The organism is Micromonospora sp. LOL_021, from assembly GCF_048060215.1.
Taxonomy (GTDB): domain Bacteria; phylum Actinomycetota; class Actinomycetes; order Mycobacteriales; family Micromonosporaceae; genus Micromonospora_E.
The window spans coordinates 25023-48977 of record NZ_JBHMIN010000018.1 but is presented as its reverse complement, the minus strand read 5'-3'; the positions used below and the strand labels follow the sequence as shown (position 1 = coordinate 48977).

Sequence of the window (23955 nt, the reverse complement as noted above, 5' to 3'; positions counted from 1 at the left end):
CCCGCGCAGGGACCGCGCAGGTGGGCGACCGACGACCGGCGGTACGCAGTTGGCTGTTCGCCGGGGCGTTCACCGCTGTGCTGGGCGTCGCCGCCGGCGGGCTGCATCACACCACCGGCCTGTTTCGGGGGGACCTGGCCGCGTACCGGGCGGCTGCGGTCGCCGCCGCCAGCGGTGACGGACAGCTGTACCAGGCGGTCCACCACACCACGGACGGCATCGCGCTGGGTTTGACCTACCCGCCGTTCGCCGCGCTGCTGATGCAGCCGCTGGCCGTGGTCGCGATGCCGGTCGCCGTCGCTGGGTGGACGGCGGCGGGCCTGGTGGTGCTGGTCGCGATCATCCGGCTGACCCTGCGGTGGATCGGGCCGCCCGACGAGGGCCGATGTGGACAGTAGGTAGCTTGGTCGGCGCGTTGCCGATCTTCGCGGTGACCGGCCACCTGCAGGTCGGCCAGGTGGGGCTGCTGCTGACCTGGCTGGTGCTGGCCGACCTGGTCGCCGGCCGGGGCGGCCGATGGCACGGGCTCGGGATAGGTGTCGCCGCCGGATCAAGCTCACGCCGCTGATCTTCATCGGCTACCTCGTGCTGACCGGGCGGCTGTTGGCCGCCGCCACCGCGACCGTCGCGTTCGCCGCCACGATCGGCGTCGGGATGCGGTTCAGCGCCATCGGCCTGGGTGCCTGGCAGCCGGGCCGCTCGCCGGCGCACTGCGTCTCCTGCTCAGCTACGACGCGGTGTCGACGGTGATCCCGGGAATCAGGTCGGTCGCCCAGCTCACCAGCAGCATCGCCGGTGGTCAGCCGCGTTCCAGCAGGTGACCGACGACCTGCGGAGCCAGCATCACCGGGGTGCCCGAACTGTCCCGGCGCGGATCGAGCTGAGGCAGCGCCACCGATTCCCCGGACCGGGTGGCACCGACCGGGCGGGAACCCACCCAGGCCAGCTCCAGCCCCGACTCTCCCTTGAGGAACCGCTGCACCCGGACCCCACCGGTGGCCCGACCCTTCGCGGGATACTCGGCGAACGGCGTGACCTTGACGTTGTGCCCGGTGGAGGTGACCACCATCGGCTCGCCGTGCACCGGGTCGTCGGTCCGTACGGCGGCGAAGAACAGCACCCGGGCGTCGGCTGCGAGGTTGATCCCGGCCATGCCGCCCCCCTTGAGCCCTTGCGGACGGACCAGCTTCGCGGCGAACCGCAGCAGCGACGCATCGGTGGTGACGAACACCAGGCTCTCGGTGCCGTCGGTCAGCCAACTGGCCCCGACGACCTCGTCGCCGTCGCGCAGACCGATCACCTCGAACTCGTCGGCGCGTACCGGCCAGTCCGGCGCGCACACCTTCACCACACCGTGGCGGGTGCCCAGCGCGAGTCCGGGGGTGTCCCGTTGGGTGGCCGGGGCGAGGCCGACGACCTGCTCACCCGCGCCCAACGGCAGCAGTTCGGCGACCGGCATGCCACCGGACAGCGATACCGTTCCGGGTCGCTGCGGCAGCACCGGCAACGGCAGGACGTCGGTACGGACCGCCCGGCCAGTGCTAGTGATGAGCAGCACCTGGCCACGGGCGGTGGCCGGCACCACGGCCTGCACCGCGTCGTGCCGGGCCCGGCTGTTGCGGCGGGCGTCCTCGACCGACTCCTCGCTCTCGGCGACGGTGCGGGCGACCAGCCCGGTGGCGGACAGGATCACCTGGCAGGGGTCGTCGGCGACCTCCAGGGGACCGGCCGGGACCGAGGCCGCCAGCACCTCCTTGAGGTCCCCGTCGACGAGCGTGGTCCGCCGGGGGGTGGCGAACTGCTTGGCCACCTTAGCCAGCTCGTCGGAGACCAGCTTCCTCAGCGCCGCGGGGTCGTCGAGGATCCGCGACAGCTCGGCGATCTCGTCGCGCAACCGGTCCTGCTCGGCCTCGAGTTCGATCCGGTCGAACCGGGTCAGCCGACGCAGCGGGGTGTCGAGGATGTAGCCGGCCTGGACGGCGGTCAGCCCGAACTCGGCCATCAGCGCGTCCCGCGCCGCCTGCGCGTCGTCGCTGCCACGGATCAGCCGCACCACCCGGTCGATGTCGAGCAGGGCGATCAGCAGACCGTCGACCAGGTGCAGTCGGTCCTGGCGGCGGCTCCGTCGGTAAAGGCTGCGTCGGGTGACGACGTCGTACCGGTGGGCCAGGAAAGCTTCCAGTAGCTCCTTCAGCCCGAGCGTACGTGGCTGGCCGTCGACCAGCACCAGGTTGTTGACGCCGAACGACTGCTCCATCGGGGTCAGCCGGTAGAGATCGGCGAGCAACGCCTGCGGGTTGACCCCGATCTTGCATTCGATGACCAGGCGGGTGCCGTTCTCCCGGTCGGTCAGGTCCTTGACGTCGGCGATGCCCTGCAACCGTTTGGTCTTGTTGACCTCTTCGGTGATCTTCTCGATGATCCGCTCGGTGCCGACCCCGTAGGGAAGCTCGGTCACCGTGATCGCCTGCCGCCCACGGCTGCCCTCGAGCAGGCCGATCTGCACCTTGGCGCGCATCCGCACCACCCCACGCCCGGTGGCGAACGCGCGCCGCACCTCGTCGAGGCCGAGCAGCAGACCACCGGTCGGCAGGTCCGGGCCGGGGACGAACTCCATCAGCTTGTCGAGGCTCGCGTCGGGATGCCGGATCAGCCAGCGGGTGGCCGCGACGACCTCACCGAGATTGTGCGGGATCATGTTTGTCGCCATCCCGACGGCGATCCCGGACGCCCCGTTGACGAGCAGGTTCGGGAAGGCCGCTGGCAACACCTTCGGCTCGGTCAGCGAGCCGTCGTAGTTGGGCTTGAAGTCGACGGTCTCCTCGTCGAGCTCTCCGACGAGCAGCATCGCCGGGCGGGACATTCGCGCTTCGGTGTAGCGGCTGGCCGCCGGACCGTCGTCGGGGGATCCGAAGTTGCCGTGCCCGTCGACCAGCGGCACGTTGAGCGAGAAGTGCTGCGCCATCCGGACCATCGCGTCGTAGATCGCGGTATCGCCGTGCGGGTGAAACTTGCCCATCACGTCGCCCACCACCCGGGCCGACTTGACGTAGCCCCGGTCCGGGCGGTGCCCCTGCTCGCTCATCGAGTAGAGGATCCGCCGGTGCACCGGCTTGAGCCCGTCCCGGGCGTCGGGCAGGGCCCGGGCGTAGATGACCGAGTAGGCGTACTCCAGGTAGGAGTCCTGGACCTCGGTCTCCAGCGGGTTGTCCAGGATCCGGGCGCCGGCCTGGTCGAACGCGGACAGGTCGACCCCGGACTGCTTGCTCTTGCTGCGTGCCATCTCTACGTTTCCAGCGCTTCCTCGATCGAGCGGGTCCTGCTCAGGCGTCGATGCTCTCCTGGTCGACCCGGCCGGCCGAGTCGATCAACCAGTTGCGGCGCGGCTCGACCTTCTCCCCCATCAGCAACTCCAGGGTGCGGTCGGCGACCTCCACGTCGGCCAGGGTGATCCGGCGTACCGAGCGGGTCGCCGGATTCATGGTCGTCTCCCACAGCTCGTCGGCGTCCATCTCGCCGAGGCCCTTGAACCGGGGCACCGGGGTGATCACCTGTCGCCCGGCCCGTTCCAGCCGCCGTACGGTCTGCTCCATCTCGGCCTCGGTGAAGGTGAAGATGGTCTCCGCGTTCCGGCCCTTGGTAGTGATCTTGTGCAGCGGAGGCATCGCCGCGTACAGCCGGCCGGCCTCGATCACCGGGCGCAGGTACTTGGCGAACAGGGTGATCAGCAGCGTCCGGATGTGCGAGCCGTCGACGTCCGCGTCGGCCATCAGGATCACCCGGCCGTACCGCATGGCGGCGAGGTCGAAGGTACGCCCGGTGCCGGCGCCGAGGACCTGGACGATCGCCGCCACCTCGGCGTTGCGCAACGTGTCGGCCAGGTTGGCCTTCTGCACGTTCAAGATCTTGCCCCGGATCGGCAGCAGGGCCTGATACTCGGCGACGCGGGCCATCCGGGCCGAACCGAGCGCGCTGTCGCCCTCCACGATGAACAGCTCGCTGCGCTGCAGGCCGGTCGACCGGCAGTCCACCAGCTTCGGCGGCATGGACGCCCCTTCCAGGGCGGTCTTGCGCCGGGCGGCGTCCTTCTGCTGCTTCTGGGTGAGCCGGACCCGGGCCGCGTCGACCACCTTCTGCAGCACCGTCCGGGCCTCGGTACGGGTCCGACGGTCCTCCACCCAGGACTTGATGTGCCGCTCCACCACCGTCTGGACCACCCGGGTAATCCCCGCCGTGGAGAGCTCGTCCTTGGTCTGCGAGGTGAACTGGGGCTCCGGGATCCGCACGTGCACCACGGCGGTCATGCCTTCGAGGACGTCGTCGACGGTCGGCGGATCCTCCTTGGGCTTGAGCAGGCCGCGGCTGTTGCGTACGGCGTCCACGACGGCCCGGGTCACCCCGCGTTCGAAACCCCGCCGGTGGGTGCCGCCGTGCACGTTACGGATGGTGTTGGTGAAGCACTCGACGGTCCGCTCGTAGCCGGTGCCCCAGCCGAGGGCGACCTCCACCTCGGCCCGACGTTCGACGTCCGACTGCATCACCCCGTTGGCGTCGGCGGCGTTCTCCTTGTAGGTGCCGGTGCCGGTGATGGACAGGGTGCCGCTGACCGGTCGGTCCCCGCTCGGGGTGAGGAACTCCACCATCTCGACCAGGCCCCGGGGGTGGTGGTACACCTCCTCGACCAGTTCACCGGAGGTGGCGTCGCGCAGCACGTAGGTGACCCCGGGTACCAGAAAGGCGGTGTTGCGCAGCCGGGTCCGTACGGCCGTCACGTCGAGTGCGGCGCCGGCGTCGAAGTAGCGGGCGTCGTACCAGTATCGGATGGAGGTGCCGGTGGCCTCGCCGCGCTTCATCCGGCCGACCGCCCGCAGCCCCGACTGCTCGGTGAAACCGGCAGCCGGGCCGGGGCCGTCGAAGACACCCGGGACGCCCCGCTGGAACGACATCTCCGACACCCGGCCGGCCCGCTTGACCCGTACGTCGAACCGTAGCGAAAGCGCGTTCACCGCCGACGCGCCGACCCCGTGCAGGCCGCCGGACGCTTTGTAGCCGGAGCCGCCGAACTTGCCGCCGGCGTGCAGCCGGGTCAGCACCAGCTCGACCCCGGACAGCCCGGACCGGGTGTGTACGTCGGTCGGGATGCCCCGACCGTCGTCGTCGACCTGGACCGAACCATCGGCGTGCAGGGTCACCTCGACCCGGCTGGCGTGGCCGGCGACGCCCTCGTCGGTGGAGTTGTCGAGGATCTCGTTGAGCAGATGACCGACGCCCCGGCTGTCGGTGGAGCCGATGTACATGCCGGGCCGCTTGCGGACGGCCTCCAGCCCTTCCAGGTGGGTGAGGTCGTCTGCTCCGTACAGCGTCTCAGATTGTGCAGTCAACGCGTCGAACTCCCGGTGCCGGCCAACGGTGCCCTACCTTGCCGGCGGGCAGGACCGGCCGGCAGGGCAACGACGGTGGCCTGCGGGCCACCGTCCGACGAGCGTAACCGCAGCCACCGACAGCGCCGCGCCGGGCCGGTACCGGGGTGTCGTCGGCGCCGGCCTGCCGCCCCCTTGCAATCCCAGTCCCCGCACGCCGGACGGGGCCGGTACCCGGGGGGTGTCCCGCGTACCGGCCCCGTCCTGTGGGGTGGTTGCCGTCAGCCGGCGCTGCAGGTCGGGGTCATCCCGCTGCCGGTGCCGGTGCCCTGGAAGCCGAACTGGGTCGACTGTCCGGCACCGATCTGGCCGTTCCACGGTGCGTTGCTGAAGCGCACCGTGCCAGTGCTACCGCTGGCCTGCGAGTTCCACGCGTTGGTGACCGCCGCCCCGGACGGCAGGGTCATGGTCACCGTCCAACTGCTGGTCGCGGCAGACCCGGCGGTCACCTGCACGTTCGCCACGAAGCCACCTGGCCACTGGTCGAGTGAGATCACCGACGCTGAGCAGTTGCCACCGCCCGGCGGCTGCGAAGTCGGCGGGGCCGTGGTCGGCGGCGGAGCCGTCGTGGGCGGGGCCGTGGTCGGCGGCGGGGCCGTGGTCGGCGGCGGGGTGCCGCCGGCGTTGAGCGCGGCCAGGGTCGCGTCGTACGCCTGCTTCTTGTTGCCGTTGCACTCGAACAGCAGCGGGGTGCCGCCGCTGCGCCACGAGTCGCAGTCCCGGATGCCCCAGACGGTTATGCCGGTGCAGCGGGACACCGCCAGGCAGTCCTGCACCACGTTGCGGTAGGTGTTGGCCTGGCTGCTGCCGGAGCCTTCGATGTCGAGCTCGGTGATCTGCACGTCGACGCCGAGGGCGGCGAAGCTGGACAGCGTGGTGCGGTAGTTCGACGGGTACGGCGAGCCGCTGTTGAAGTGCGACTGCAGGCCGACACAGTCGATCGGCACGCCGCGCTGCTTGAAGTCGCGGACCATGTTGTACGCGGCCTGGGTCTTGGCCCAGGACCAGTTGTCGATATTGTAGTCGTTGTAGCAGAGCTTGGCGCCGGGGTCGGCGGCGCGGGCGGCCCGGAACGCCGCCTCGATCCAGTCGTTGCCGGTGCGCTGCAGGTTGGAGTCGCGTCGGGCACCGCTACCGCCGTCGGCAAAGGCCTCGTTCACCACGTCCCAGGAGTGGATCTTGCCCCGGTAGTAGGAGGCGACCTGGGTGACGTGGTTGAGCATGGCCTGACGCAGTGGGGCGCCTTCCATCTGCTGCATCCAGCCGGGTTGCTGGGAGTGCCAGGCGAGGGTGTGGCCGCGGACGGCCATGCCGCGGGAGATGGCATGGTTGACGATCCGGTCGCCGTTACTGAAGTTGAACTGGCCCTGCTGCGGCTCGGTGGCGTCGAGTTTCATCTCGTTCTCGGCGGTGACGCTGTTGAACTCCCGGTTGAGGATGTTCACGTACGTCGAGTCGCTGAGCTTGTTGGCCGCGACGGCGGCACCGAAGTACCGGCCGGACTGCTCCGCGGCCGCGCCGAGCGTGGACTCGGCGGCGCTGGCGGAGGTCGCGTACAGCAGCGCGGTACCGGCGGCGAGGGCGACCACCGCGGCGGAGGCCAACGCGGCCCGCGGTCCCCTTCTCCTCGGTCTGCTGGCGGATTGATGGGTCATGGTGATGGTTGCCTCTCGGTGCGGAGTGTGGTCGGCAGGCGAACCTCGGCCACACATCGACTTTGATCGAAGTGCTGTTGAGCGATGCTAACGGAAAACTTCCGGTAACTCAATGACCAAGACCGATACCGGCCGACCCGCTGTTCAGCCAGCGATCCGGGGGACGGCAGCACAGCATCGGCACCTGATGGCGAGACCAGAGGTACCGAAATTTTCGGGAAAAGATCCGGGCAGATCCGGACACCGCGCGCAACACCGTCAGCGGCACCGTCGCGCTACGGGTCGGCGGTGTCGGCCGCGCCCGGACAATGCGGCATGGACACCAGCCGGCCGGCTGCGACTCGCCCGGCCGCTGTATGGAACTCTGTCAGATGAGCGCCCCGGGAGGAAGCACCTTGACGGACTCGACACCGGTCACCTTGCACGACGTCCGCGACGCGGCCGCGCGGATAGCCGGCGCCGCACACCGCACCCCCGTGCTGCGCTCGCGCACTCTGGACGCCATGGTCGGCGCCGAGGTCTTCGTCAAGTGCGAGAACCTGCAACGGGTCGGGGCGTTCAAGTTCCGTGGCGCCTACAACACGATCTCCCGGCTGTCACCGGCCCAACTGGCCCGGGGCATCGCCGCGTACTCGTCCGGCAATCACGCCCAAGCCGTCGCGCTGGCCGCCCGGGAGTTGGGCAGCACCGCAGTGATCGTGATGCCGCAGGACACCCCGGCTGCCAAGACGGCGGCGGTCCGCGGCTACGGGGCCGAGATCGTCACCTATGACCGGTACACCGGTGACCGGGTCGCCATCGGTACGGCGTTGGCCGCCGAACGCGGGCTCACCCTGGTCCCGCCATACGATCACCCGCACGTCATCGCCGGGCAGGGCACCGCAGCCCTCGAACTGGTCGAAGAGCTCGGCCCGCTCGACGCGCTGCTGGTGCCGGTCGGCGGCGGCGGGCTGGCGGCGGGCAGCGCGGTCGCGGCGAAAGGACTGCTGCCCCGGATCCGGATGATCGGCGTCGAGCCTTCGGCCGGCGACGACACGCTGCGATCGCTGGCCGCCGGCCGGCGGGTCACCATCCCGGTGCCGCGCACGATCGCCGACGGCCAGGCCGCCGAGACGCCCGGCGAGCTGACCTTCTCGGTGAACCAACGACTGCTCGACAGCGTCGTCCTGGTCGACGATGACGAGATCCGGGCTGCGATGCGGTTCGCCTTCGACCGGATGCGGATCGTCGTCGAGCCCAGTGGCGCGACCGGGCTGGCCGCCCTGCTGGCGGGACGACCGGTGCCGACTGCACGGCGGGTCGGCGTGATCGTCTCCGGCGGCAACGTCGACACCCGGCGCTTCGTCGACCTGCTGTCCACCGCCGAGTCACCCTCGGCCGGCTGAACCCCGGCTGACCTCCGGTAGCTCACCCGACGCGGGTGATGCGAGCCGGCCTCGACCCGCCCTACGGTGCACCGGGGACGTTACACAGCGTGAGGAGGTCGGACCGGATGGTCGACACAGTCGAAGACGCGCTGGAGCGGCTGGCTCGCGACGCAAGCTCGGTCCTGACCCGGCTGCCACCCCGGTTGAGCGGCACCGTTCGCTTCGACGTGCACGACGAGAGCAGGACGACGTACTGGTTTGTCACCCTGGGAACCGGGAAGGTCCAGGTGTCGTCGACGGGGCCCGAGCCGGATTCGGTCGTCCGCAGCGACCGGGTCTGCTTCAACCGGTTGGCCCGGGGCGAGGACCGGTTCATTCCCCTGCTGTTCCGTAACGCGGTCGTCGTCGAGGGAGACCTGGGACTCGCGGACCAGCTCTGCCGGGTCCTTTTCGGCCGTGTCCCGGCCGGGCTGCATCCAAGGGACTTCACCCGGAGGGAGGCCGCCGCGAATGAACGAGAAGACAGTCAGCATCCTTGACGGGAACACCTTCGTGGTGACTGACGAGCGCGGCGACGTCACCGCCTCACCAGACCTGCCGACCGGCCTGTTCTCGTTCGACACGCGCTTCCTGTCCACCTGGGTGCTCCGGATCGACGGCCACCGGCTGAACGCGCTGTCCCAGGACGACCTGCACTTCTTCGAGACCCGGTTCTTCCTCGTGCCCGGCCGGCCCACCCACTACGTTGACGCCAAGCTGTCCGTCATCCGTGAGCAGTCGATCGGCGCGGCGTTCATCGAGCGGCTCACCGTGCTCAACCACGACATCGCGCCGGCCACCCTGACCCTGCGAGTCGACATGGACACCGACTTCGCGGACCTGTTCGAGATCAAGGACGTCCAGCACAAGCGCGGCACGAAGTCGGTCCGCCACGACGACGGCCGGCTACGGTACAGCTACCGACGGGAGACCTTCCAGCGGGACACCGTCATCTCCAGCACACTCCCCGCCCGGACCGACGACGACGGCATGACATTCGACGTCGATCTGGAGCCGCGCGGTCAGTGGCAGACCGAGCTCCGGGTGGAACCGGTGATCAACGGCGGCGACACCGCGTCGCCGACCATCTGGGGGGCCTACCGGCGCCGGGCCCGACCGCAGGTGCGCCAAGAGCTCGAGCACTGGATCGACCAGGCACCGGAATTGCTCGCCGACAACCCCAATCTGACCACGGCGTACGAGCGGAGCCTGATCGACCTCGCCGCCATGCGGTACGCCTCGCTGACCGCCACCGGGGCGATCCCGACCGCCGGACTGCCCTGGTTCATGACGCTGTTCGGCCGGGACAGCATCTTCATCAGCCTGCAGACCATGCCGTTCCTGCCCCGGCTCACTCCCCCGGTGCTACGGCTGCTCGGCTCGTTGCAGGGCGGCAGCCTCGACGACCTGCGGGAGGAGGAGCCCGGCAAGATCCTGCACGAGTTCCGGTACGGCGAGTCGGCGGCGTTCGAGGAGCAGCCGCACACCCCGTACTACGGCTCGGCCGACGCCACTCCGCTGTTCGTGATCCTGCTCGACGAGTACGAACGGTGGAGCGGCGACGTCGAACTGGTCCATGGGCTCGAACGCCAGGCCCGCGCCGCGCTGCACTGGATCGACGAGTACGGCGACCTGGTCGGCAACGGCTACGTCTCCTACTGGCGACGCAACACCCGCAACGGCCTGGAAAACCAGTGCTGGAAGGACTCCTGGGACGCAATTTCCTATCACGACGGACGGCTGTCCGCGCTGCCGAGGGCAACCTGCGAGCTGCAGGGCTACGCCTACGACGCCAAGATCCGTGGCGCCCGGCTGGCCCGCCAGTTCTGGAACGACCCGGCGTACGCCGACCGGCTGGAGCGGGAGGCGGCCGACCTGAAGCAGCGGTTCAACCGCGACTTCTGGGTGGCCGACGGCGAGTACTACGCGCTCGCTCTCGATCCGGACGGCACCCCGGTCGACGCGCTGGCGTCGAACATGGGGCACCTGCTGTGGAGCGGCATCGTCGAGCCGGGTCGGGCCGGCAAGGTGGCCGAACACCTGCTCGGCCCGGCGATGTTCTCCGGCTGGGGGGTACGGACGCTGGCCGAGACCGAGGCACGGTACAACCCGGTCGGCTACCACGTCGGGTCGGTCTGGCCGTTCGACAACTCGATCATCGCCTGGGGGCTGCGCCGGTACGGGTTCCGGGAGGAGGCCGCCCGGATCGCCGAAGGGATGATCGAGGCGTCCGGGTTCTTCGACGGACGGCTGCCGGAGGCCTTCGCCGGCTACCGGCGCGAGTTGACCGGATATCCGGTCGAGTATCCGACGGCGTGCAGCCCACAGGGCTGGTCGGCGGGGGCGGTGCTGCTTCTGCTGCGTACCATGCTGGATCTCACTCCATACCAGGACCACCTGGGCGTCGACCCACATCTCCCACCGTCGATACCCCGGATCGAGCTACTCGACGTACCCGGCCGGTGGGGCCGGGCGGACGCGCTCGGCCGACGGGCCGAGCGCCACCAGCGACAGCACACCGGGCTGCTCGCCCGGCTGGGACACAGCGACAACGGCTGAGTGTCACCGTCCAGCGGCAGCGGCAGAACGGAGTGTCGCAGCGACAGTTCCGGGGCCGGTCGTGCCCCGGGCCGGGTCATCGCGCGTGACGGGTACGTTCGACAAGCGCCGCGCCGCGCCGCGCGGCCGCACCGGCGTCCACCGACAGGTCCGGGTCATCTGCCGGACGCGGAACGCAGAGCAGGAGCGCCGCCGGCTGGACCGTCACCCGCAGCGTGGCACCGGGTTCAATCAGGTCGCCGTCGAGTTCGCGGGGTTGGTCGCGGTCACTGGTCACCGACACCTGGCGCCCCCGGTACACCTGCATCCGCGGCACCCGTCGCCGACTCCGCACCAGTGCCCAGGCCAGCGCGAGCCAGTGCCGCAGCGTCCGTGGCGTCAGCACGGCGACGTCGAGCAGTCCGTCGTCGGGTTCGGCGTCGGCCAGCAGGGTCATCCCGCCCTGCAGCCGGCCGACGTTGGCCACCAGCACGGTGCGGGCCCGGGTCCATACCGGCGGCTGGTCGTCGATCTGGACCCGCACCGGCACCGGCCGGTCCCGCAGGTGCCGCAGCGCGCCGGCAACGTACGCCGGCCAGCCGATCCGCGCCTTGGCCTGCTCGGAGGTGGCGGCCAGCATGCTCGCGTCGAACCCCATGCCGGCCATCACCACGAAGCAGCGGTCGTCGTCGAGTCGACCGACGTCGAGCCGGCGGGTCTGCCGCTCCACCGCGACCTCCAGCCCGGCCGCGAGGTCGGTCGACAGCCCCAGGTTCGCGGCGAGCAGGTTACCGGTGCCGGCCGGCAGGATGGCGAGCGCCACGTCGGTGCCGACCAGGCCGGCGACACACGACATCACGGTGCCGTCGCCGCCGCAGGCGAACACGACGTCGACCCCGGCCGCGACCGCGTCCCGGGCCTGCGTCCGCCCCGGTTCGTCGACCGTCGTCTCCCGCCAGATCGGTGCCGCCCAGCCGGCTTCGGCCAGGGTCGCGTCGACCGCCGCCCGGAGGCCGTCCAGGTCGGTGACCTTCGTCGGGTTGACCACCACGGCGGACCGTACCGGCGCTGTCTGCTTCTGCACCAGGTCAGTGTGGGCCACCGGAGCCGGCGCGGACCAGTCGACGCCGGTCCGCGCCGCCGGTGGGCGGTCTCTCCGTCTGCGGGGACACCGCCTACCGGGTCAGTCAGCCGGTGACGCGGAAGGTGGCGTCGGCGCGTGCCTGCGCGTCGGTGATCGGGTCGAGGCGCAGGTGGTAGCCGTAGTGCCGGACGTAGCGGTCCGGAAAGTTGTAGGACTGGAACGAGGACCATCCGGCGTCGGCCAGTCCGGCGACCCGGCGGAAGGTGGCGTCGGCGGCGAAGACCGTCGAGCCGTCGTCGGGTGCCAACTCGAAGTCGTACGCGTAGTGCCGCAAGTAGTGGCCCGGATAGTTGACCGATTCGATCGAGACGTACCCCGAGCCGCCGGTCAGGCCGGGCACCAGCCGGAACTGGGCGTCCTGGGCCGGGCTGACGTTGGCGTCGATGCGCACGTCGAAGTCGGCGTGCCGCACGTAGCGGTCCGGGTAGTTGTACGACTGGATCCGGTTCACCGGGGTGGTGGCGCCCCAACGGCCAAGCACCCTGGCCTGCTCGGCCGCAGTCAGGTTGAGGATCGATCCGTGCCGCTTGCGGCTGCCGCCCATGCTGTAGTCCGACCGGGTCCGGAAGTTGCCCGTGCTGCCCAGGTTGGTCGAGGTGACCGGCAGGTAGCCACGGCCGGTGGCGTACTGGTCAAGCCAGAGCACCCACTCGTCACGGCCGTTGAACTGGGCCCACATCGGGCCCTCAACGACATTGCCGCCGCCGGTGCCGTTCGAGATACCCAGGTGCGACAAATTGCCGAGGGTCGTCCAGTTACCGAGGATCGAGTTGCTCGCCTCGATGGTGATGTGACCGTCGGCCGACGCCCGGTAGTAGCGGTAGCCGCCGACGCTGTTCGGGACCTCGATGATCTGGGTGTCGATGATGCCCTGGCCGCTGCCCCGGTCGATGTAGAGCTGCGGAGCACCGATGGTCCGGAAGTCGCTGGTCCGCGCGTACCAGATGCGGTGCTTGGTGACCCCGTTGCGGGCCGAGTTGGTCGCCCAGTAGACGACGTAGTCCCCGGTCGCCGGGTTGTAGATCGCCTCAGGTGCCCAGGCGTTGCCGGCGCCCGCGATACCGCCGGCGACGTTGAGCAGCCACGGTGCCGACCAGTTGACCAGGTCGGTGGACTCCCATACGACGATCGAGGTGCTGCCCCGGTTGGCGGCGTCGTTCCACGACGTGCCGCTGGCGATCCGCAGATCGGTGGCGATGATCCAGTACCGGTCGCCGGCCGGTGCGCGGACCAGGACCGGGTCCCGCACCCCACGGGTGCCCACTGTGGATAGCAGGACCGGGCTCCCGTTGTTGAGGTCGGTCCAGCGCAGCCCGTCGGTACTGTGCGCCAGATAGATCTGCTCGCCGTTGGTCGACTCCCCGGTGAAGTGGGCCAACAGGTATCCGGTGAACGGGTCGAGGGCGACAGCCGGTCTCGCCGCGGTCACCGACCATGAGGTGAACAGCAGGCAGGCGGCGGCAAGGACGGCGCTTAGCCGGGCAAGGGTCCGCGACATCGGGTCTCCTATCTGTCAAAGTTGGTCCGGTCCGGCCAATGCCGGTGGTCCGCTGCCTACGACCGGGCACCGGACGGCAGCGACGCCGCAGCCAGTGGCTCCAATGTTAGCGCTAACATGACACCTGGTACGATTGCCACGCGATTGCCGGATTGAATCGACAGTGTTAACTACGGGCAGTCTCGATGTCAATGGGTTGCGGGCCGGGGCGCGGGTACCCTCGTCCGCCGGGGAGTCGGCCAGCGGCTCCCCGGCGCTGCTTAAGCTGGTGCATGCTCGATGAACTCGTCGCACGTGCCCGCCGGCTTGTCCCCCGCGACGGCCGACTCCTCCTCGGCATCACCGGCTGCCCGGCGGCGGGCAAGTCGACGCTGGCGGCGCTGCTGGTCGCCGGGCTGCGGCAGGTCGGGGTCCCGGCGGCGCTGGTGCCGATGGACGGCTTCCACCTGTCCGACGCGGCACTGGACCGGCTCGGCCGGCGCGACCGCAAGGGCGCCATCGACACCTTCGACGGTGACGGCTACCTCGCCCTGCTGCACCGGCTGCGGACCGAACGGCATCGGACCGTCTGGGCGCCGGGTTTCGAACGCGACCTCGAACAACCGGTGGCCGGCACCGTCGCGGTGGACCCACCGGTACGGCTGGTCGTCACCGAAGGAAACTACCTGCTCGCGGACGCAGAGCCCTGGACGGCGGTACGCACGCTGCTGGCCGAGGTGTGGTTCTGCCAACTCGACGACGACGTACGGCGGGACCGTCTCATCCGCCGGCACGTCGAGTTCGGCAAGTCACCCGCCGCCGCCCGCGCCTGGGTAGCCACGGTCGACGACCCGAACGCCCGGTTGATCGGGGCCGGTCGAGACCGGGCCGACCTCGTCGTCGACATGACCACGTTGGGACCGGCCGACGGCGACGCTCCGCGCCCGGTTGACCGGCCGCCCCGGCCCGGCGGACGCTAGCGGCACGGCTGACCGGCACGGCTAGCAGCACGGCTGCCCGCCGTGCCGGTCCGGCGGGTCCTCGGCTCCGCCGGAGGACGGGGCGGCGGCCGGGCCATCCGCCCGGGCCAGCAGGAACAACGGGAGCAGCACCGCCGCACCGGCACTGACCGCCAACACCGGGTACCCGACGGTGCCGAGCACCATTCCGGCACCGACGCTGGCCACCGCCGAGGCTCCCCAGGCGACCGCGTCCACGCCCCCCTGGACGTGCTGGCGGTCGGCGAGTGTCAACGACTGGGTGAGCAGGCCGCTGCCGCCGACGAAGGTGAGGTTCCAGCCGGAACCGAGTAGGAACAGCGCGACGTACAGTTGCGCGCTTGCGGCCGCCGGCATCAATGCGACCATCGTGGACAGGGCGATCAACCCGATGCCGGCGAGGATCGCCGTCCGTGCCCCGAACCGGTCGACGATGTGCCCGGACAGCGGCGCCAGCAGGAACATGCCGAGCATGTGTGAGCTGACCACCGCACCTACCGCGCCAAGGCCGTGACCGTGCATGTCCATGTGCAACGGCGTCACTGTCATCACGGCGACCATCGACACCTGGCCGGCGGTCATCGACACCACCGCGGTACGGACCACCGGACGTCGCCACACCCCGACCGACACGGCACCCGGCTTCGTGTCACCGGGCGTCAGGGCAGCGCGCCGCGTACCGGCCCGGGTCGTCGGCAGGGTCGCCGACGCCGCTGCCGCGGCACCCGCAGCGACCAGCGCCAAGAGGTACGGCCCGGCGAGCGGCGGCAGACCCAGCCCGGCGGAGAACCGCGCGAGTGGCGCGATCAGGTTGGGCCCGGCCAACGCGCCGACGGTACCCGCCCAGACGACGACGCCGACCGCGAAACCCCTGCGGTCGGGCGGGTACAGGTCCGCCGCGCAGTACCGGGCCAGCTGCGCTGCGCCGTTGCCGACACCGAGCAGCAGCATGCCGACCATCAGCAGGCCCGCCGCGTCGGCCAGCACGGCGCCGCCCGCGACGACCGCACCGACGACCGCGACCAGGTAGCCCGACACGAGCGCGGTACGGCTGCCACGTTTGGCCAGCACGGCGGTGAGCGTCAGGGTGCCGACGGCGGAGCCGACGATTCCGGCCGCGTTCGGTATGCCGATCCACAGCGGGCTGAGCAACTGCGCCCCGACGAGAGTGCTCACCGTGCTCGCACCGACCATCGACACGTGGGTCACCGCCGCGCCGGTGAACAGCGCGGCCATCGGCCGGTGTCGGATCCGGCGGGCCTCGACCGCGGCGGGCACCATGGTCAGCCAGGTCTCTCGACGAGGATGCCCCTGGGCGCTGGCACAGACATGTGTGTGCCCTTTCCTGCGAGACGTCGGCTGTGCGGAACGTTGTCAAGATTCTTTACGGCTGGCGGCTGCCGGGCTTCTCCGGCGTTGCCCGGCCGACGTGTCGGGTGCAGACGACGGGCGGGCCATCGGGTTCGCCGATGGCCCGCCCTGTGCGGTGCCGGCCGGCTCACGGCGTACCGCGGCCGGGGGTGCCCGGGTCAGAGGTGTCAGTTCGGGGCGTGGACTCCGGTCGCCGCGTAGTCCTTGATGGATCCTCGGACGTACATCTCGCTTCCGGTGTTACCGGAGAAGTACTGTTCGATGGAGCCGGCGAACGGCGTGGTGGAGGCGTTGCGTCCGTACACGTCGGTGTAGACCGTGGATGGCCCGCTGTTGCGCACCGAAAAGGTGCCGGGCCGGTACTCGCGCAGGGTGCCCTTGAACGGCGATCGGGGATCGTCCCAGGCGACCTGTTGGCCGGTCTGCTGGGTCACCTGTCGAGCCTCGGCGCAGTAGTCGCCACCGGCCAGGTCGGTGTAGCACAGGTCCACGATCCGGCCCATCCTGTTCGGCAGTGTCGGGTCGTAGTACCGGGAGGGATTGACGACGTAGAACAGCGGCGCGAGGTGAAAGTCCAGCCCGGAGCCCGTCACCTGCACGTCGGAGAACCAGAAGTCGTCCATGTCGGAAACCGTGAACGGCACCGGGTTGGGGTACAGCGGGTCGAAGTGTGTCCGGCCCTCCCGGATCGCGTCGATACAGCCGGTCTCGGCGATCAGCCGACCCAGCGACCGGGTGTCCGACGGCGAGTCCGCCGGCACCGCCGGTGCGACGTTGATGAACGGGCGACCGAAGCCGGGGCATTCGCTGGGGCTGAAGCCGCCGGGTCGACCGAGCGGGATCATCGCGTTGTACCGGGCCTCGGTGACGGGGCCACCGTTGCTTCCGACACAGCGCTGGTTGAACAGCAACTCGTGGACGTTGTTGGTGAACGCGTCCGGCGAGTGGGTGCCCTGGTGGAACTTCAGCAGGATGTCGCAGACGGCGATGGTGGGCCCCTGCGGCGGGAAGAAGCTGGTGCCGTTGTCGCCCTGGATGACGTTGCTGTTGTTCACCACCAGCACCTTGTGCCCCACGTGGTCCTCGTGGCGGTGGCTGTGGTCGGGCATGTTGTCCAGCATGACCTCGCTGGTGTACCCGAAGGCGGGCCAGCCGGCGGTGCCGTACAGGTCCGAGGTCCGGGGATCGTCACCGTGCTCGTGGCCGAAGTTGCAGCCGCTCGGGTCCCGGGTCGGGTGCCAGGTCGGGTAGACCTTGCCGTCCGGGCCGTAGGTCCAGTAGCGGGCGTGGATCTCGACCGAGCACTCCCCGGCCCGCGGCAGGTAGCCCTTCTCGTTGGCGGTGGCGATCAGTTCGTACGCCCGGCTCCTGGGCGCACTCGCCGGCGGCAACGCCGTACCCCAGGTCGGGTCGCCGGGTGGCATCGTGGGCGGCGGGGTGGTCGGCGGCGCGGTCGTGGGCGGCGGGGTGGTGGGATCGGTGGGCGAGCCCGTACAGGTGGTGCCGTTGAGCGCGAAGCTGGTCGGCGCGGTGTTGCTGCCGTTCCACGAACCGTTGAAACCGAACGACGCGGTCGCCCCGGTGGCGATGCTGCCGTTGTAGCTGGCGTTGCGGGCGGTGACCTGTCCACCGCTCTGCGACACCGTGGCGTTCCAGGCCTGGGTGATCTGCTGACCGTTGCCGTAGCTCCAGGTCAGCGTCCACGAGCTGACCGGGTCACCGAGGTTAGTGATGGCCACGTTGGCGGTGAACCCACCCGGCCACTGCGAGGCGACGGAGTAGGTGACGCCGCACCCGACGGCAGCGTACGCGGCCGTGACGGCCACTCCGCTCCCGGCGACCACGGCCGCCACGGTCGCGGCTGTCCACAGCCGGGACCGGTACCGATGTAAGCGCATGTGCTGGCTCTCCTCCACTGAGGTTCGGACGGATCGACAGCGCACGCTGTCACGTACGGTCGACCACCCCGGGCGGCGGGAAGCACGAGGTGCCCGGTGTGGCGCGGCACGGGTGGCACCGGGCAGCGCGGCGTGGCGGATCGTCCGAAGGAAGGACAGCGAACGCACCGTTGATTGACTTTTATCAATATTACGCCCAGCACTTTTCCTGTCAACTGGATACGCTGACGTCCACCGATGTAAGGTTGATCATCTTTGGAGCAGCCGAACCTCGCCTACCCGTTCTCGACCCCGGGCAGGTCGAACGTGTGCGCGAGCTGCGCGCGACCGTCGACGCCGACGCGCTCCGACACGAGCTCCGGACACTCCCGGCACCCCGGGTCCGGGTGCTCACCCCGGGCGCCTGCGCCGAGCTGGACGGTGACCTACGGGACCGTTTCGCGGCAGCGGGCTGGACGGCCCGACTCGACCGGTTTCACGCGCGGGGTGTCCCCCAGTGGGGGCCGAGCGGGCGGTACGAGGACGTCCTGACCGACGTGGACATCGACGGCGTCAACATCGTCGCGGCCAAGGAGGGCGAGCTCTCCGAGGTGGTCCTGGTCCTCGCCCACCACGACACGGTTCCAGGCACCGGCGGCGCCGACGACAACGGCACCGGCGTGGTCGGGCTACTGGAACTGGCACGACTGCTGGGTGGGACACGGTTCCGCCGTACGGTACTGCTCGTCGCGGTCGACCACGAGGAACTCGGCTTTCACGGTGCCCGTCACCTGGTGCGGCAGATGTCGGTTGCCAGGCGGAAGGTGGTCGGCGCCTATGTGTTCGAGATGCTCGGATTCGCTAGCACGGAGCCCGGCAGCCAACATCTGCCGACCGGGCTCGGCCTGCTCTACCCTGGGCAGATCAAGCGAATTCGGCGCGACGGGCAGCGAGCGGACTTCGCTGCCGTGCTCTACCAGCGGTCCAGTCGTACGATGGCGACGCTGTTCGCGGCCGCCCTGACCCAGCTGGCCGGCCCGACCGGCACTATTCTGCTCCGCGCACCCACCGACCTCCCTGTGCTGGGGCCGCTGCTTGGCCGTTTCGTGCCGTTCACCCAGCACTTCGCGCGCAGCGACCACCTGCCGTTCTGGGACGCCGATCTGCCCGCGGTCCAAATCACCGACACGGCCAACTTCCGCAACCCGCACTACCACCGGGCCGGCGATGTCCCCGAAACGGTCAGCATGCAGCAGGTGGCGGACGTGGTCGCAGCCACCGCCCTGGCCGTGGAGATCCTGGCGGAGCGGCTCGACTAGCCGGCACTGGCGCCCGCGAAGCCTGGACGGCATCCTGACACCCATGACATCGATCACCGCAGGTGCCTGGATTCGCCGTTACCACTCGGCGGCGGTGGACGCGCCGCGCCTGATCTGCCTCCCGCACGCCGGTGGCAGCGCCAGCTTCTACTTCCGGCACTCGGTCGCCCTGGCCCCCGCCGTCGCGGTTCTCGCCGTGCAGTACCCCGGTCGCATGGAGCGCCACGACGAGCCCTTCGCCAATTCCGTCGCCGACCTCGCAGACGGAGCCTTCGACGCGCTCGCCGCCCTGCCCGACCTCGGCGGCGACGTCTCCCTCTTCGGACACAGCATGGGCGCGACCGTCGCCTTCGAGGTGGCACGACGGCTGGAGAACCGGCTGGGGCTCACTCCTCGCCGGCTCTTCGTCTCCGGCCGCCGCGCTCCGTCCCGGCACCGCGATGAACGCGTACACACTCTCAACGACGACGGCCTCATCGCCGAGCTGACGGCCCTCGACGGTTCCGACAGCCGGGTCTTCGCCGACCCGGAGATGCGGGCGCTGCTGCTGCCGGCGATCCGCAACGACTACCGTGCGATCGAGACCTACCGGTGCGCCCCGGACGTGACGATCTCCGCCCCGGTGACGGTACTGACCGGCACCGCCGACCCGACGACCACCCCGGACGAGGCCGACGCGTGGCGCCGGCACACCACCGCGGGCGTCACCATCCACACGATGACCGGCGGGCACTTCTTTCTCAACGAGCACCGCCCAGCCGTCCTCGAGATCGTCACCCGGTCGCTGTCGGCACGCGACGGTATGCCCGACCGGTGAGGTGCCCGGACCCGCAACGCAAGTCACTCAACCGCATGTGCGAAAGACGGGTCTAGATCCAACGCCGTTCAGTTAGGCGGTGTGGGTTGGTGTCAAGAGGTGTGTTGATCAGGACGGAAGGAGCGGAGTTCCGGTAGAAGGGTTGTCACTCCAAGACACCCCGAACCAGGAACTCCGCTCGTGGACCAGATTGCCATAACGACCACCACCACCGTCGCGGCGGGCCCGTACGCCCCCGGCCACCTCGGCGAGTTGACCCAGCTCATACCCTTCGACATGGTCGACGAAGCGGTGGCCGACACCGGCCGGACCCAGTCCCGGGTCCGGCTGCTACCCGCACGCGTCGTGGTCTACCTCCTACTCGCCGGCTGCCTGTTCACCGACCTCGGCTACACCCAGGTCTGGCACCGGATGACCGCCGGCCTGCGCGGTCTCACCCCGGCGACACCCACCCCCAGCGCGCTACGCCAGGCCCGACAACGACTCGGCGCCGCACCCCTGCACGCGTTGTTCGACCTGCTCCGAGGCCCCGCCGCCACGACCGCCACCGCCAGCCACTGGCGCGGTCTGCTGGTCTGCGCACTCGACGGCACCCTGATCAGCGTGCCCGACAGCCCCGCGAACCTGACCACACTGGTCAAACACCGCTGCAACCACGGCACCGGCGGCTACCCCACCATCCGACTGCTGGCCCTGCTCGCCTGCGGAACCCGCACCGTCATCGACGCCGTCTTCGGCCCGTCCACCACCGGCGAACCCGGATACGCACCCCGACTCGCCGCCAGCCTGCGCCCCGGGATGCTCCTGCTCGCCGACCGCGCCTACGACACCGCCGACCTGCTCACCGGACTCGCCGCCACCGGAACCGACCTGCTCGTGCGATGCAAGAACAGTCGACGCCTACCCGTGCGCCGCCGCCACCGCGACGGCTCCTACCAGTCCCAACTCGGCACCCTGGCCGTCCGCGTCATCGACGCCCAGATCACCATCGCCACCAGCACCGGACGCCACACCGGCACCTACCGCCTGATCACCACCCTGCTCGACCACCGCCGCTACCCCGCCGGTGAACTCGTCGCCCTCTACCACCAGCGGTGGGAGATCGAGACCGCCTACCTCGAACTGAAGTCGACCATCCTGGGCGGACGTGTCCTACGCGCCCGTACCCCGACCGGCGTGGAACAGGAGATCTACGCCCTGCTCGTCACCTACCAACTGCTACGGACCGCGATGACCGACGCCACGGACAGTGTCACCGGGCTCGACCCCGACCGGGCGAGTTTCACGGTCGCCCTGCATACCGCCCGTGACCAGGTCATCCTCGCCGCCGGAGTGATCGCGGACACCCACATCGACCTGATCGGCGTGATCGGCCGCCGGGTCCTGGCCACACTTCTACCCGACCGACGAGTCCGTACCAAGGCACGGATCGTCAAACGCGCGATCTCCAAGTACAACGCCCGCGGACCCGACATCGACCGCGCCAGCTACCGGGCCACGATCGACATCACGGTCATGACCAGCCCTTGACACCAACCCACACCGCCTAACTGAACGGCGTTGGGTCTAGATCAGCAATCTCCTACCGAGGCACAGTGCATTAGAAGCCGCTGACCAGAGATTACCCCTGGTCAGCGGCTTCTTTAGCAACTGTCGGGACGGCCGGATTCGAACCGACGACCCCTTGACCCCCAGTCAAGTGCGCTACCAAGCTGCGCCACGTCCCGCCTCCGCCGACATAACGCCAGCGGCAGCCGGTACAGCGTAGCGCACCGGTCGGCCAGGACTCCGTGGCCCCACCCGACGGCCACGACAGCCACAGTGGCAACAGGCGTCAGCCGTGGGCTTTGCCCCGCCCGCCGGGACCCACCTGCTTGCGCGGGCGCACCGTGACCTCGATCGGGGTGCCTTCGAAGCCGAACTCCTCCCGCAGCTTACGTTCGACGAACCGCTGGTAGCCGGCGTCGAGCGGGCCGGTGGTGAACAGCACGAACCGGGGCGGCGCCACGCCGGCCTGGGTGGCGAAAAGGATGCGCGGTGCGCGACCGCCGCGTACCGGGTGCGGGGTGGCCTGCACCAGGGCGGTGATCCACTGATTGAGCTGGCCGGTCGGGATCCGGGTCTCCCAGCTGGCCAGCGCGGTCCGCAGCGCCGGGGCGAGCCGATCCACCGACCGGCCGGTCCGGGCGGAGATGTTCACCCGGATCGCCCAAGGGATGCGCCGCAGGTCCCGTTCGATCTCCTTCTCCAGGTAGTATCGTCGGTCGGCGTCGACCAGATCCCACTTGTTGAACGCGATCACCAGCGCCCGGCCGGCCTCGACGACCATCGACAGCACCCGCTGGTCCTGCTCGCTCAGGACTTCGCTGGCGTCGAGCAGGACGACCGCCACCTCGGCCGATTCGATCGCGCCCGCAGTGCGCAGGCTGGCGTAGTACTCGGTGCCGCTGGCCCGGTTGGCGCGCTTGCGCAGCCCGGCGGTATCGACGAACTGCCACGGCTCACCGCCGATCTCGACAATGCTGTCCACCGGGTCGACGGTGGTGCCCGCGACGGAGTCGACGACGGCCCGCTCCTCCCGAGCGAGCCGGTTGAGCAGACTCGACTTGCCCACGTTCGGCCGGCCGACCAGGGCGACCCGGCGTGGGCCGCGCGGCCCACCCGGCTCGGTAATCGGCGGCGGATCGGGCAACGCGTCGAGGACCGCGTCGAGCAGGTCACCGGACCCGCGGCCGTGCAGCGCGGAGACCGGGTACGGCTCGCCCAGGCCGAGCGACCACAGAGCGGCCGACTCCAGCTCGACGGACATGTTGTCGGCTTTGTTGGCGACCAGCAGGACCGGTTTGGCGCTGCGTCGCAGCATCTTGACCGCAGCCTCGTCGACGTCGGTCGAGCCGACTGTCGCGTCGACGACGAACAGGACGACGTCGGCGGTGGCCACTGCGGCTTCGGCCTGGGCGGCAATGGCGGCGGCCCGGTCCCGGGCGTCCGGCTCCCAGCCGCCGGTGTCGACGACGACGAACTGCCGGCCGGACCAGTTGGCGTCGTACGGCACCCGGTCTCGGGTCACGCCCGGGGTGTCCTCCACCACCGCCTGCCGGCGGCCGATCATCCGGTTGACCAGTGTGGACTTGCCGACGTTGGGGCGCCCGACGACGGCGACCACCGGGACCGGCGCGGCCGGTCCGGTCCGCTCGTCGGGGACCGCCTCGGCGCTCACCGGGAGATCCGGGCTACGAGTAGCTCACGGAGCCGGTCGACGACCTCGTCGATGCCCATCCCGGTGGTGTCCAGCGCCACCGCGTCGGCGGACTGCTGCAACGGGTCGGCGGCCCGGGTCGAGTCGAGCCGGTCACGGCGGGCCAGTGCCGCCGCCGTCGCCGCCACGTCGGCGGCGGTCTCGGCGCTGCGCCGCATCGCCCGGGCCTCGGCCGAAGCGGTGAGGTAGACCTTGAGGTCGGCGTCGGGTGCGACGACCGATCCGATGTCACGGCCCTCGACGACGATCGGGGCCGGCTGGTCGATCAACGCACGCTGCTCGGCGACCAGCCGTTCACGTACCGCCGGCACGGCGGCCACCGCGGACACCGCGGAGGTGACCTCCTGGCTGCGGATCTCGACGTCCACCGCGACGCCGTCCGCACTGATGTGCGGTGCCGCCGGATCGGTGCCGACGGTCAAGGTGACGTCCGACGCGACCTTGACGACTCCGGGGGTGTCGTGCGGGTCGATGCCGGACCGGAGCACCGCCCAGGTGATCGCCCGGTACATCGCCCCGGTGTCCAGGTAGCGGGCACCTGTCGCGGTGGCCAGTCGCCGGGAAACCGTGGATTTGCCAGATCCGGACGGACCATCCACCGCCACCACGAAGTGCCCGGTCCGTGCCTGCTCAGCCACCGTCGGTTTCCTCTCTCCCGTACCACCGGCCCCGGC

At 70.2% G+C, this 23955-nt stretch carries 19 protein-coding genes and 1 tRNA gene; 10 read left to right on the top strand and 10 right to left on the bottom strand.

The genetic code is table 11. The annotated features are described in order from the left end of the window. Positions 1-20 precede the first annotated feature (20 nt). From ACFHWT_RS14270 to ACFHWT_RS14260, 3 genes are read left to right on the top strand one after another with little or no spacing between them, the layout of a single operon-like run. Positions 21-398, top strand: coding sequence for a glycosyltransferase 87 family protein (locus tag ACFHWT_RS14270; protein ID WP_416595079.1), 378 nt, complete (start codon positions 21-23; stop codon positions 396-398). After that, on the top strand, positions 386-568 hold the full coding sequence (locus tag ACFHWT_RS14265) for a hypothetical protein (RefSeq protein WP_416595078.1): 183 nt from the start codon (positions 386-388) through the stop codon (positions 566-568). Before ACFHWT_RS14270 ends, ACFHWT_RS14265 begins: the two co-directional genes overlap by 13 nt. Then, on the top strand, positions 517-750 hold the full coding sequence (locus ACFHWT_RS14260; protein ID WP_416595077.1) for a hypothetical protein: 234 nt from the start codon (positions 517-519) through the stop codon (positions 748-750). Before ACFHWT_RS14265 ends, ACFHWT_RS14260 begins: the two co-directional genes overlap by 52 nt. A 49-nt stretch (positions 751-799) precedes the next feature. Here ACFHWT_RS14260 and ACFHWT_RS14255 read toward each other — a convergent pair whose 3' ends face one another. From ACFHWT_RS14255 to ACFHWT_RS14245, 3 genes are all read right to left on the bottom strand, one after another. Next, positions 800-3283, bottom strand: coding sequence for a DNA gyrase/topoisomerase IV subunit A (locus tag ACFHWT_RS14255; RefSeq protein WP_416595076.1), 2484 nt, complete (start codon positions 3281-3283; stop codon positions 800-802). 40 nt (positions 3284-3323) lie between these two features. Continuing rightward, positions 3324-5381, bottom strand: coding sequence for a DNA gyrase/topoisomerase IV subunit B (locus ACFHWT_RS14250; RefSeq protein WP_416595075.1), 2058 nt, complete (start codon positions 5379-5381; stop codon positions 3324-3326). 260 nt (positions 5382-5641) lie between these two features. Beyond that, the gene (locus ACFHWT_RS14245; protein ID WP_416595074.1) at positions 5642-7075 is read right to left on the bottom strand and encodes an endo-1,4-beta-xylanase; all 1434 of its coding nucleotides are present in this window, start codon (positions 7073-7075) and stop codon (positions 5642-5644) included. Positions 7076-7470: 395 nt separating this feature from the next. Here ACFHWT_RS14245 and ACFHWT_RS14240 point away from each other — a divergent pair, with 395 nt between their 5' ends. The 3 genes from ACFHWT_RS14240 to ACFHWT_RS14230 all read left to right on the top strand — a co-directional run bounded on the left by ACFHWT_RS14240 (position 7471) and on the right by ACFHWT_RS14230 (position 11040). Continuing rightward, positions 7471-8460 carry a threo-3-hydroxy-L-aspartate ammonia-lyase gene (locus ACFHWT_RS14240; RefSeq protein ID WP_416595073.1) on the top strand — a complete coding sequence of 330 codons (990 nt, stop codon included), beginning with the start codon at positions 7471-7473 and terminating at the stop codon, positions 8458-8460. A gap of 107 nt (positions 8461-8567) precedes the next feature. Beyond that, positions 8568-8981 carry an SCP2 sterol-binding domain-containing protein gene (locus ACFHWT_RS14235; RefSeq protein ID WP_416595072.1) on the top strand — a complete coding sequence of 138 codons (414 nt, stop codon included), beginning with the start codon at positions 8568-8570 and terminating at the stop codon, positions 8979-8981. Then, on the top strand, positions 8953-11040 hold the full coding sequence (locus ACFHWT_RS14230) for a glycogen debranching N-terminal domain-containing protein (protein ID WP_416595071.1): 2088 nt from the start codon (positions 8953-8955) through the stop codon (positions 11038-11040). Before ACFHWT_RS14235 ends, ACFHWT_RS14230 begins: the two co-directional genes overlap by 29 nt. 76 nt (positions 11041-11116) lie before the next feature. Here ACFHWT_RS14230 and ACFHWT_RS14225 read toward each other — a convergent pair whose 3' ends face one another. Both ACFHWT_RS14225 and ACFHWT_RS14220 read right to left on the bottom strand, forming a co-directional pair. Then, positions 11117-12103 (bottom strand): diacylglycerol/lipid kinase family protein, encoded by a 987-nt coding sequence (locus ACFHWT_RS14225; RefSeq protein WP_416595070.1) that lies wholly within the window; start codon positions 12101-12103, stop codon positions 11117-11119. 103 nt (positions 12104-12206) lie between these two features. Next, positions 12207-13661, bottom strand: coding sequence for a glycoside hydrolase family 43 protein (locus tag ACFHWT_RS14220; RefSeq protein WP_416595069.1), 1455 nt, complete (start codon positions 13659-13661; stop codon positions 12207-12209). A gap of 272 nt (positions 13662-13933) precedes the next feature. On the opposite strand from ACFHWT_RS14220, the gene ACFHWT_RS14215 reads away from it, so the two are divergent. After that, a complete protein-coding gene (locus ACFHWT_RS14215) occupies positions 13934-14620 on the top strand; it encodes a nucleoside/nucleotide kinase family protein (protein WP_416595068.1) in 687 nt (228 codons plus the stop codon). A gap of 21 nt (positions 14621-14641) precedes the next feature. Here ACFHWT_RS14215 and ACFHWT_RS14210 read toward each other — a convergent pair whose 3' ends face one another. Both ACFHWT_RS14210 and ACFHWT_RS14205 read right to left on the bottom strand, forming a co-directional pair. Beyond that, positions 14642-15916 carry an MFS transporter gene (locus tag ACFHWT_RS14210; protein WP_416595067.1) on the bottom strand — a complete coding sequence of 425 codons (1275 nt, stop codon included), beginning with the start codon at positions 15914-15916 and terminating at the stop codon, positions 14642-14644. Between the two features lie 260 nt (positions 15917-16176). Then, positions 16177-17907 carry a cellulose-binding domain-containing protein gene (locus ACFHWT_RS14205; RefSeq protein ID WP_416595066.1) on the bottom strand — a complete coding sequence of 577 codons (1731 nt, stop codon included), beginning with the start codon at positions 17905-17907 and terminating at the stop codon, positions 16177-16179. 308 nt (positions 17908-18215) lie between these two features. On the opposite strand from ACFHWT_RS14205, the gene ACFHWT_RS14200 reads away from it, so the two are divergent. The 3 genes from ACFHWT_RS14200 (at position 18216) to ACFHWT_RS14190 (ending at position 21552) form a co-directional block, all read left to right on the top strand. Further along, positions 18216-19205: a M20/M25/M40 family metallo-hydrolase gene (locus ACFHWT_RS14200; protein WP_416595065.1), complete on the top strand. Its 990-nt coding sequence runs from the start codon at positions 18216-18218 to the stop codon at positions 19203-19205. Positions 19206-19248: 43 nt separating this feature from the next. Beyond that, entirely contained in the window at positions 19249-20022 is a 774-nt protein-coding gene (locus ACFHWT_RS14195) for a thioesterase II family protein (protein ID WP_416568278.1), read from the top strand. A gap of 180 nt (positions 20023-20202) precedes the next feature. Further along, entirely contained in the window at positions 20203-21552 is a 1350-nt protein-coding gene (locus tag ACFHWT_RS14190; protein WP_416595064.1) for an IS4 family transposase, read from the top strand. Positions 21553-21675: 123 nt separating this feature from the next. Here the strand turns inward: ACFHWT_RS14190 and ACFHWT_RS14185 are convergent. The 3 genes from ACFHWT_RS14185 to cmk form a co-directional block, all read right to left on the bottom strand. Next, positions 21676-21749 (bottom strand) — tRNA-Pro (locus tag ACFHWT_RS14185). Positions 21750-21856: 107 nt separating this feature from the next. After that, complete coding sequence (der, locus tag ACFHWT_RS14180) at positions 21857-23242, bottom strand: ribosome biogenesis GTPase Der (RefSeq protein ID WP_416595063.1); 1386 nt, start codon at positions 23240-23242, stop codon at positions 21857-21859. Beyond that, entirely contained in the window at positions 23239-23919 is a 681-nt protein-coding gene (gene cmk, locus ACFHWT_RS14175; protein WP_416595062.1) for a (d)CMP kinase, read from the bottom strand. The genes der and cmk overlap by 4 nt, the downstream gene beginning before the upstream one ends. Between the last annotated feature and the right edge of the window lie 36 nt (positions 23920-23955).

Bases quoted from the DNA above. Each gene is read 5' to 3' on its own strand.
- ACFHWT_RS14230 (WP_416595071.1), top strand. From the start codon at position 8,953: ATGAACGAGAAGACAGTCAGCATCCTTGACGGGAACACCTTCGTGGTG.
- ACFHWT_RS14220 (WP_416595069.1), bottom strand. From the start codon at position 13,661: ATGTCGCGGACCCTTGCCCGGCTAAGCGCCGTCCTTGCCGCCGCCTGC.
- ACFHWT_RS14215 (WP_416595068.1), top strand. From the start codon at position 13,934: ATGCTCGATGAACTCGTCGCACGTGCCCGCCGGCTTGTCCCCCGCGAC.
- ACFHWT_RS14265 (WP_416595078.1), top strand. From the start codon at position 386: ATGTGGACAGTAGGTAGCTTGGTCGGCGCGTTGCCGATCTTCGCGGTG.
- ACFHWT_RS14245 (WP_416595074.1), bottom strand. From the start codon at position 7,075: ATGACCCATCAATCCGCCAGCAGACCGAGGAGAAGGGGACCGCGGGCC.
- ACFHWT_RS14260 (WP_416595077.1), top strand. From the start codon at position 517: ATGGCACGGGCTCGGGATAGGTGTCGCCGCCGGATCAAGCTCACGCCG.
- ACFHWT_RS14235 (WP_416595072.1), top strand. From the start codon at position 8,568: ATGGTCGACACAGTCGAAGACGCGCTGGAGCGGCTGGCTCGCGACGCA.
- ACFHWT_RS14205 (WP_416595066.1), bottom strand. From the start codon at position 17,907: ATGCGCTTACATCGGTACCGGTCCCGGCTGTGGACAGCCGCGACCGTG.
- ACFHWT_RS14195 (WP_416568278.1), top strand. From the start codon at position 19,249: ATGACATCGATCACCGCAGGTGCCTGGATTCGCCGTTACCACTCGGCG.
- ACFHWT_RS14255 (WP_416595076.1), bottom strand. From the start codon at position 3,283: ATGGCACGCAGCAAGAGCAAGCAGTCCGGGGTCGACCTGTCCGCGTTC.